Annotated in this window: 6 protein-coding genes; 5 read left to right on the forward strand and 1 reads right to left on the reverse strand. The window is 66.0% G+C overall.

Translation table 11 applies throughout. The annotated features are described in order from the left end of the window. The first annotated feature begins 178 nt into the window (after window positions 1-178). Complete coding sequence (locus EN780_RS38875) at window positions 179-325, forward strand: hypothetical protein (protein ID WP_189556642.1); 147 nt, start codon at window positions 179-181, stop codon at window positions 323-325. Window positions 326-348: 23 nt separating this feature from the next. Further along, a complete protein-coding gene (locus tag EN780_RS21740; protein ID WP_128275284.1) occupies window positions 349-786 on the forward strand; it encodes a hypothetical protein in 438 nt (145 codons plus the stop codon). 8 nt (window positions 787-794) lie between these two features. Here the strand turns inward: EN780_RS21740 and EN780_RS21745 are convergent, their stop codons facing one another. Further along, window positions 795-3,107 carry a glucose/quinate/shikimate family membrane-bound PQQ-dependent dehydrogenase gene (locus tag EN780_RS21745; protein ID WP_128275285.1) on the reverse strand — a complete coding sequence of 771 codons (2,313 nt, stop codon included), beginning with the start codon at window positions 3,105-3,107 and terminating at the stop codon, window positions 795-797. A gap of 250 nt (window positions 3,108-3,357) precedes the next feature. Here EN780_RS21745 and EN780_RS41385 point away from each other — a divergent pair, with 250 nt between their 5' ends. The 3 genes from EN780_RS41385 to EN780_RS21760 all read left to right on the forward strand — a co-directional run. After that, entirely contained in the window at window positions 3,358-4,998 is a 1,641-nt protein-coding gene (locus EN780_RS41385; RefSeq protein ID WP_128275286.1) for a helix-turn-helix transcriptional regulator, read from the forward strand. Between the two features lie 270 nt (window positions 4,999-5,268). Then, window positions 5,269-6,522, forward strand: coding sequence for an FAD-dependent oxidoreductase (locus tag EN780_RS21755; protein WP_245500052.1), 1,254 nt, complete (start codon window positions 5,269-5,271; stop codon window positions 6,520-6,522). 121 nt (window positions 6,523-6,643) lie between these two features. Further along, window positions 6,644-8,112, forward strand: a 1,469-nt coding sequence (locus EN780_RS21760; RefSeq protein WP_145970999.1) for a UvrD-helicase domain-containing protein, incomplete at its 3' end; no start/stop codon positions are given.

The raw sequence follows: 8,112 nt of genomic DNA on the forward strand, positions 1-8,112 counted from the left end.
GCTATTGAATAGGACCATAAAAATTAGGCGCAACGCAATCCAAAGGCGGGCGGCCCGTCCGGGGCCCCATCACATTTTGGTCATTTCGGCAAATCTTGATGGCGTTGCCACAATATAAGGGGAAGCTGAGATCGGCTTCGCCTGCCACGGCGATGCCTGAAGAGAAGGAACAACGCTCATGACCTTGTCCGCTCCGATCGTCGCAAGCGCGCTCATGCTGGCCAGCGCGGCCCTTCTGGCGCTGCGATCCGCGGCCCTCAACCGGGCGGCGGTCAAGGTCAGAAGCGAGCAACGCCGGCCCGGCCGCGCGAAATCCGACAACTAAGCGCCAACACCGAGGGGAAGACCATGGACGTTCAGGACATCGTGAACACAGTCTCCGCCAAGGCCGGCCTCGACCATGCGGTGACGGAAAAGGTCGTCGGCACCATCTTCTCGGTGCTCGAGCACGAGGCGGACGGCACCAGCGCCTCGAGCTTCTTTGCCAAGATCCCCGGCGCGGATGCGCTGGCCCGGAAATATGATGTCATGGCCGCAGGTGCATCCGGCGGCTCGAGCGGCGGCCTGCTGTCGTCGCTGCAGGGGGCGCTTGGCGGCGTGCTCGGCGAGAAGACCGGCGCGCTGATCAACGGCATCGCCGCGCTCAGGGCCTCCAGCCTCGACATGGCGCAGATTCAAAAGGCCGGCGCCACGCTGGTCCAGCAAGCGGAAGCCGCCGCCGGCCCGGATCTCACCAATCAGGTGCTTGGCTCGGTGCCGGGCCTCAAAGGCCACCTCGGGCTCTGAACAGGCCTTCACTTCGGCAAAGCGTAAGCCATCACATAATCACCCGGCTTGGTGCCGACCGAGCCGTGGCCGCCGGCGACGATGACCACGAACTGGCGGCCGTCGGCGACCGTATAGGTCATCGGCGTCGACTGGCCGCCGGCCGGCAGCCTGGCCTTCCAAAGCTGCCTGCCGGTCGTCAGATCATAGGCGCGCAGATAATCGTCGACAGCCGCCCCCAGGAACGCGACCCCACCGGCGGTGATCATCGGCCCGCCAATGCCAGGCACGCCGACCTTGAACGGCAGCGGCAGCGGTGTCATGTCGCGCACGGTGCCGTTGCGGTGCTTGTAGGCGATCTTGCCGGTCCTGAGATCGGCGCCGGCGACATAGCCCCAGGGCGGCGCCTGGCAGGGGATGCCGAGCGGCGACAGGAACGGCCCCATCACCACCGCGTAAGGCGCGCCCTCGTTGCGGTTGAGCCCTTGTTCGCTGCCGCGTCCTTCGTCCGGTGGCGGCACCTGGTCGCGCGGGATGAGCTGCGACTTGAACGCCAGATAGGTCGGCATGCCGAACATCACCTGCCGGACAGGATCGACTGCCACGCCGCCCCAGTTGAAGACGCCGAAATTGCCGGGATAGACCAGCGAGCCCTGCTCGGATGGCGGCGTGTAGCGGCCCTCATAGCGCAGGCCCTTGAGCTCGATCCGGCAGGCCAGCTGGTCGAACATGGTGATGCCCCACATGTCGGCGCCGGTCAGCGGCTTCGGATTGAAGGAGAGGTCCGATTCCGGCTGCGTCGGCGCGGTGTGGTCGCCCTCGATCGCGCCGCCCGGGGCCGGCACCTCCTTGACGGGAATGATCGGCTCGCCGCTGCGCCGGTCGAGCACGTAAAGATCGCCCTGCTTGGTCGGCCCGACCAGCCCCGGCACGACGCCGCTCGACGTGGTGATGTCGACCAGCGATGGCTGCGCCGGCACGTCCATGTCCCAAAGGTCATGATGCACGGTCTGCCGCACCCAGCGCACCTGCCCGCTGTTGAGGTCGAGCGCGGTGATCGAGGACGAGAATTTCTCGACATTGGCGCTGCGCCCGGCGCCGAGCTGGTCCGGCGTCTGGTTGCCGAGCGGCACGTAGAGCAGGCCGAGCTTCTCGTCGGCGCTCGGCGTCGACCACATGTTGGGCGAGTTGTTGGTGTAGGTCTGGCCGGCCGGCAGCGGCGTCGTCTGGTCCGGATTGCCGGAATCCCAGTTCCACAGCAGCGCGCCGCTGTCGACGTCGAAGGCGCGGATGACGCCCGACGGTTCCTGCGTGGAATAATTGTCGTTGACCGCGCCGCCGACGATGATCTTGCCGCCGACGATGAGCGGCGCCGAGGTCGAATAGTAGTAGCCCGACTTCGGATACGGCATGTTGGCGAGCAAGTTCAGCGTGCCGCCCTCCGCAAAGGAGGCACACACCTGCCCGTTCGCGGCGTCGAGCGCGATCAGCCGCGCGTCGGAGGTCGGCAGATAGACGCGCGCAGCGCACGGCTGGCCGGCGGCGATCTTGCCGTCGGCATAATAGGACACGCCGCGGCAGGTCTGGTGCTGCCGGTTCGGATCGAGCTTGATCTTCGGGTCGAAGCGCCATTTCTCCTTGCCGGTCGTGGCATCGATGGCGATGGCGAAGTTGTGCGGCGTGCAGATGTAGAGCGCATCGCCAATCTTCAGCGGCGTCACCTGATAGGTCGTCTCGCCGATGTCGTCCGGACCCTTCACGTCGCCAGTACGATAGGTCCAGGCCGGCTGCAGCGAAGCCACGTTGTCGACGGTGATCTGGTTGAGCGGCGAATAGCGCTGGCCGAAGGGCGTGCGCCCGTAGAAGTGCCATTCGCCTTCCGGCACGTTGCCGCCGAGATCGGCCGTCGGCGTCACCTTGTCGGCGCTGAGCTCGCCGGCAATGTCCTTTGGGTCGGCGGTCATCGAATAGCCGGCCACGGCCAGCGAGGCCAGCACCGCCAGGATCAGCGGCGCGCGTCCATCGGGACCGGTGAGCCCTCGCCTCGCCCAAGGCGTCAGCAGCCACAGCGCCAAAAGCACGATGACGCCGCCGCGCGGACCCAGATCCCACCAGTCGAAGCCGGCTTCCCAGACCGCCCAGCACAGCGTGCCGATCACGATCGCCGCATAGAGCCAAAGTCCTGTCGATCTGCGCCGGAACAGCAGCCAGGCGGTGACTAGGAATGCAAGGCCGACAATGACGTAGTACCAGCTGCCGCCGAGCATCGCCAACCGGATGCCGCCGCCGCCAAGAACCAGACCGATGAAAGCAAGGATTACGGCGGTGAGGATGGTTGCCATGACGACACTCCTTCAGGCGCAGCAGGCGAGCGTCCGGAAACCGCCGTCGCCAAATGCAACCGTAACGCGCTTTCGAGTCTGTTTCACCTCGCCGCCGTAGTTTTCTGCCCGCTCGCGCGAGGTGTCAAATTAGCAGGACAATATCCAACGATGTCGCGGGCATTGCTCGGTCCTGCCGTTCACGTCGAAATGACGACGCCTGGCGGTCGCCATTCTTCTGCCGGCAATCGGGCGATGCTATGCTTTACCGATGAAGGCCGACGCCGCCTCGTTGCTTGAAAAGGCCCGCCACGCCTACGCGCAGCGGGCATGGGCGGATGCGTTCGCGCTTCTGCAGGCCACGGACGCGATCGCGCCGCTGGGCCCGGACGATCTCGAACGACAGCTCTGGTCGGCCGCCATGCTCGACCGCGATCAGGACAGCCAGGTCGCCGGTGACCGTCTGTTCGAGGCCTATGTCGAGGCGGGCCGTTACGACCGGGCGGCGTATTGGGCGTTCTTTCGCGGCTTCCGGCTTCTTGCCCTCGGCGAGGAAGGCCACGCGACGGCCTGCATCCAGCAGGCCCAGCGCCTGGCCGACGGCTTCGGTCGCGAATGCGCGGCGCATGGCTATCTGATCTTGCTGGCGGCCCAGAAGGAACTCATGACGGGTAACGATCCGGCCGCCGCGCCGCTGGCGAGCCAGGCCCTGGCGATCGGCGAGCGCTGTTGCGATATCGACCTCGTCGCCTTCGCCAGATGCTATCTCGGCCGTGCACTGGTGCGGCAGGGCCGGATCGACGAAGGCATCGCCTCGCTCGACGAGGCCATGCTGCCGGCCGTCGACGGAAAGCTCTCGCCCATCGTCACCGGCCTGATCTACTGCAACCTCATCGCCGCATGCCGGCAGGTCTATGCGCTCGACCGCTCGCGCGAATGGACCGAGGCGCTGTCGAACTGGTGCGGAACGCAGCCGCAGCTTGTCCAGTTCAACGGCGTCTGCCTTTTGCACCGCGCCGAGATCATGGAATTGAACGGCGCCTGGCAGGACGCGATCGCCGAGGCACGCCGCGCGACGACGTCGTTGGCCCATACCACCGCCAGCGAGGCGGCGGCGGGCGCGGCCTACCAGGAGGCCGAAATCCATCGCTTGCGCGGCGAGTTCGCCGCCGCCGAGGACCTCTACCGCACTGCCAGCCGGCTCGGGCTCGAACCGCAGCCCGGCATGGCGCTGCTGCGGCTGGCGCAGGGCCGGGCCGAACAGGCTGCGGCAACCCTTCGCCGCGTGCTCGCCACGACCAAGGCTCCACTCGGCCGCGCCCGCCTGCTGCCGGCTCTGGTCGAGATCATGATCGCCGCCGGCGCAATCGAGGAGGCACGCGACGCCTGCCAGGAGCTGGAAGCGATCGCCAGCCGTTTCGCGACCGACATCCTGGCGGCGATGGCCTCGCAGGCGAGAGGCGAGATCGACTTGCGCGAAGGCAGCGCCGCGACCGCGCTCGGCCATTTCCGCGCCGCGCTGACGACCTGGCAGCGTGCCGGCGCTCCCTATCTCGAGGCGCGGCTGCGCGTGCTTGCCGGGCAGGCCTGCCGCATGCTTGGCGACGAAGACGGCACCGAGCTCGAATTCGATGCCGCCCGTGCGGTTTTTGCCGGCCTCGGCGCCGCGCCCGACCTCGCCCGGGTCGCCGCACTGACCCGGCCGACGAGCTTGCCTTCGCATGGGCTGACCCGGCGCGAGATCGAAGTTCTTGGCCTTGTCGCCACCGGCAAGACCAACAGGACGATAGCAACCGACCTTGGCCTCAGCGAAAAGACCGTCGACCGGCATCTCAGCAACATATTCGACAAGCTGGCGGTCAACTCGCGCGCGGCTGCCACAGCCTACGGCTTTCAGAACGGCCTGCTCTGACGCAACGATTTTCTGACCTCGAGCAATTCCCGGAAAAGTGTGAAACGGTTTCCGTCCGGAATTGCGTCAAAGCAAAGAGATAGAGCGGTTCGGCGTTTCCGTGAAACGATGAAACGCTCTAGCGGCATGGGGAAAAATCCCCATCGCATTTTTCTGACTCGTGAGGTGTCTCCCCGAAGCGCCGCGGCGCCGTTCCCTTATTTTTGGTCCGCCAGTGACGAAGCAGATGGAGCGATCATGAACCCGACTTCGATATCCGGAAAGGCCGCGATGCAGGCAATGACCCTGCGCGGCCGTCACAATATCCGCATCGCCGAGACCAGGGCACGCGCCGGCGCCCTGCTGGAACAGGGCGCGGCCTTCATGCACCTGGAGGCCGATGCGCTGCAGGCAACCGGCAGCGATCCATCATCAGGCGACGAAACGCGGCCCGCGCTCAGGGAAGAACAGGTCGACGTCGTGGTCATCGGCGCCGGCCAGAACGGCCTTTCCGTCGGCTATCACCTCGCCCGCAAGGGGGTGAAGTTCGTCATCCTGGAGGGCCGCGAACGCGTCGGCGACATCTGGCGCTCGCGCTGGGATTCGCTGCGCCTCTTCACGCCGGCGCGCTTCGACGGTCTGGTCGGCATGCCCTTCCCCGCCGCGCGCTATTCATTCCCGACCAAGGACGAAATGGCCGACTATCTCGAGGCCTATGCGCGGAGGTTTGCCTTGCCGGTGCGCACTGGCGTCAAGGTCGACGAGGTGACCCGTTCCGGCGAGCGCTACATCGTCACATCAGGCCAGACCCGCTACATCGCCAAGCACGTCGTCGCCGCCGCCTCGAGCTATCAGAAGCCGAAGATCCCGGATTTCGCGGCGTCGTTCGATCCGTCGATCCGGCAATTGCATTCGGTCGCCTACAAGAACCCGGAACAGCTCAAGGCAGGTGGCGTGCTTTTGGTCGGCGCCAGCAATTCCGGTGCGGAAATCGCCATGGATGTCGCGCGAACGCATCAGGTGTGGCTGTCGGGCCGCCATCCGGGCCACATCCCGGTCGCCTACAATGGCTATTTCGCGATGCGTCTGGTCCTGCCGGTCGTCCTGCGCATCGTTTTCCACCGTTTGCTCACCGTCGACACGCCGATGGGCCGCAGGGCCAAGCCGGAGCAGTTGTCGCATGGCCTGCCGCTGATCCGGGTCAAGCCGCAGGATCTGGACGCCGCCGGCGTCCGCCGGGTCCCTCGCGTCGCCGGTGCTCGCGACGGCAAGCCGCTGCTCGACGGCGGCCAGCTTCTCGACGTTGCCAACATCATCTGGTGCACCGGGTTCCGGGCCGGGCTCGACTGGATCAAGCTGCCGATCTTCGACGGCACCGGCCGGGTGAAGCAGTATCGCGGCGCCGTCGAAGGCGAACCGGGACTGTATGTCTGCGGCCTGCATTTCCAGCACTCGACCTCCTCCACCATGATCCACGGCGCGGCACGCGATGCCGGCTACGTCGCCGATAAGATCGGCGAGCGCATGCGGGCAGCCGCCGGATAAGCGCTTCGAGGCGCTTGCCGGGCGCTGGAAAAGCCACCACGCCCGGCAATCGTGTCGCCAAACCAGAACAAAACGTAGACACTTCTGGCCTTTCGCTGCCGAATCACTACATTCGGGGGCAATGTCCGGCTTTGCGGAAGACATGCCCTTCTTTGACGAACCGAATGCGCGGCCCGCGGCCCCGTCCGGCATAGCCGCGCGCGCCATGGCCGCCCGCAGCGGTCAGAACAGCGCGCCCGACTATCTGAAGGGCCTGAATCCCGAGCAGCGGCTGGCGGTCGAGACCACCGAAGGCCCGGTACTGGTGCTGGCCGGCGCCGGCACCGGCAAGACGCGCGTGCTCACCACCCGCATCGCCCACATCCTTTCAACCCATAAAGCGAATCCATGGGAGATTCTCGCGGTCACCTTCACAAACAAGGCCGCACGCGAGATGAAGACCCGTATTGGCCTACTCGTCGGCGAAAAGATCGAGGGCATGCCGTGGCTCGGCACCTTCCACTCGATCGGCGTCAAGCTGCTGCGCCGTCACGCCGAGCTCGCCGGGCTGAAATCCGATTTCACCATCCTCGACACCGACGATGTCGTGCGTCTGATCAAGCAGCTCATCCAGGCCGAGGGGCTGGACGACAAGCGCTGGCCGGCCAAGCAGTTCGCGCAGATGATCGACGGCTGGAAGAACAAGGGCCTCGGCCCCGCCGACATCCCCGAGGGCGACGCCCGCAGCTTCGCCAACGGCAAGGGGCGCGAGCTCTACAAGGCCTATCAGGAGCGGCTGCAGACCCTGAACGCCTGCGATTTCGGCGACCTGCTCTGCCATCCGATCCGCATCTTCCGCGCCTACCCGGATGTGCTGAAGGACTACCACAGGCGCTTCAAATACATCCTCGTCGACGAGTACCAGGACACCAACACCGCGCAGTATATGTGGCTGCGCCTGCTGGCGCAGCGGCCGCAATCCTCCCCCCTTGAGGGGGAGGTGCCTGCGAAGCGGGCGGAGGGGGTCGCCACAGAAGGCACCGCCCGGTCATCGAGCACAGGGGCGTCGAGCACTGCCGCGAGGACCCCACCCGACCGGGCTTCGCCCGGCCACCCTCCCCTCAAGGGGGAGGGGAATTCCCGCCCGGCCACCGTCAACATCTGCTGTGTCGGCGACGACGACCAATCGATCTATGGCTGGCGCGGTGCCGAAGTCGACAACATCCTTCGCTTCGACAAGGATTTCCCCGGCGCCACCATCATAAGGCTCGAACGCAACTATCGCTCGACCGCGCATATCCTCGGTGCGGCCTCGCATCTCATCGCCTTCAACGAAGGCCGCTTCGGCAAGACGCTGTTCACCGACCGCAACGATCCCGAGGATGACAAGGTGCATGTCCATGCCGCCTGGGATTCGGAGGAAGAGGCGCGCGCCGTCGGCGAGACCATCGAGGCCTATCAGCGGCAGAAGCACAATCTAAACGACATGGCGATCCTGGTGCGCGCATCCTTCCAGATGCGCGCTTTCGAAGAACGCTTCATCACGCTCGGCCTGAGTTACCGCGTCATCGGCGGCCCGCGTTTCTACGAGCGCATGGAAATCCGCGACGC

The organism is Mesorhizobium sp. M4B.F.Ca.ET.089.01.1.1, assembly GCF_004022605.1.
GTDB classification, from domain to species: Bacteria; Pseudomonadota; Alphaproteobacteria; order Rhizobiales; family Rhizobiaceae; genus Mesorhizobium; species Mesorhizobium abyssinicae.

Excerpts from the sequence above, each read along its gene's own strand:
- EN780_RS38875 (WP_189556642.1), top strand. The coding sequence starts at position 179 with ATGACCTTGTCCGCTCCGATCGTCGCAAGCGCGCTCATGCTGGCCAGC.
- EN780_RS21740 (WP_128275284.1), top strand. The coding sequence starts at position 349 with ATGGACGTTCAGGACATCGTGAACACAGTCTCCGCCAAGGCCGGCCTC.
- EN780_RS21745 (WP_128275285.1), bottom strand. The coding sequence starts at position 3,107 with ATGGCAACCATCCTCACCGCCGTAATCCTTGCTTTCATCGGTCTGGTT.
- EN780_RS41385 (WP_128275286.1), top strand. The coding sequence starts at position 3,358 with ATGAAGGCCGACGCCGCCTCGTTGCTTGAAAAGGCCCGCCACGCCTAC.
- EN780_RS21755 (WP_245500052.1), top strand. The coding sequence starts at position 5,269 with ATGCAGGCAATGACCCTGCGCGGCCGTCACAATATCCGCATCGCCGAG.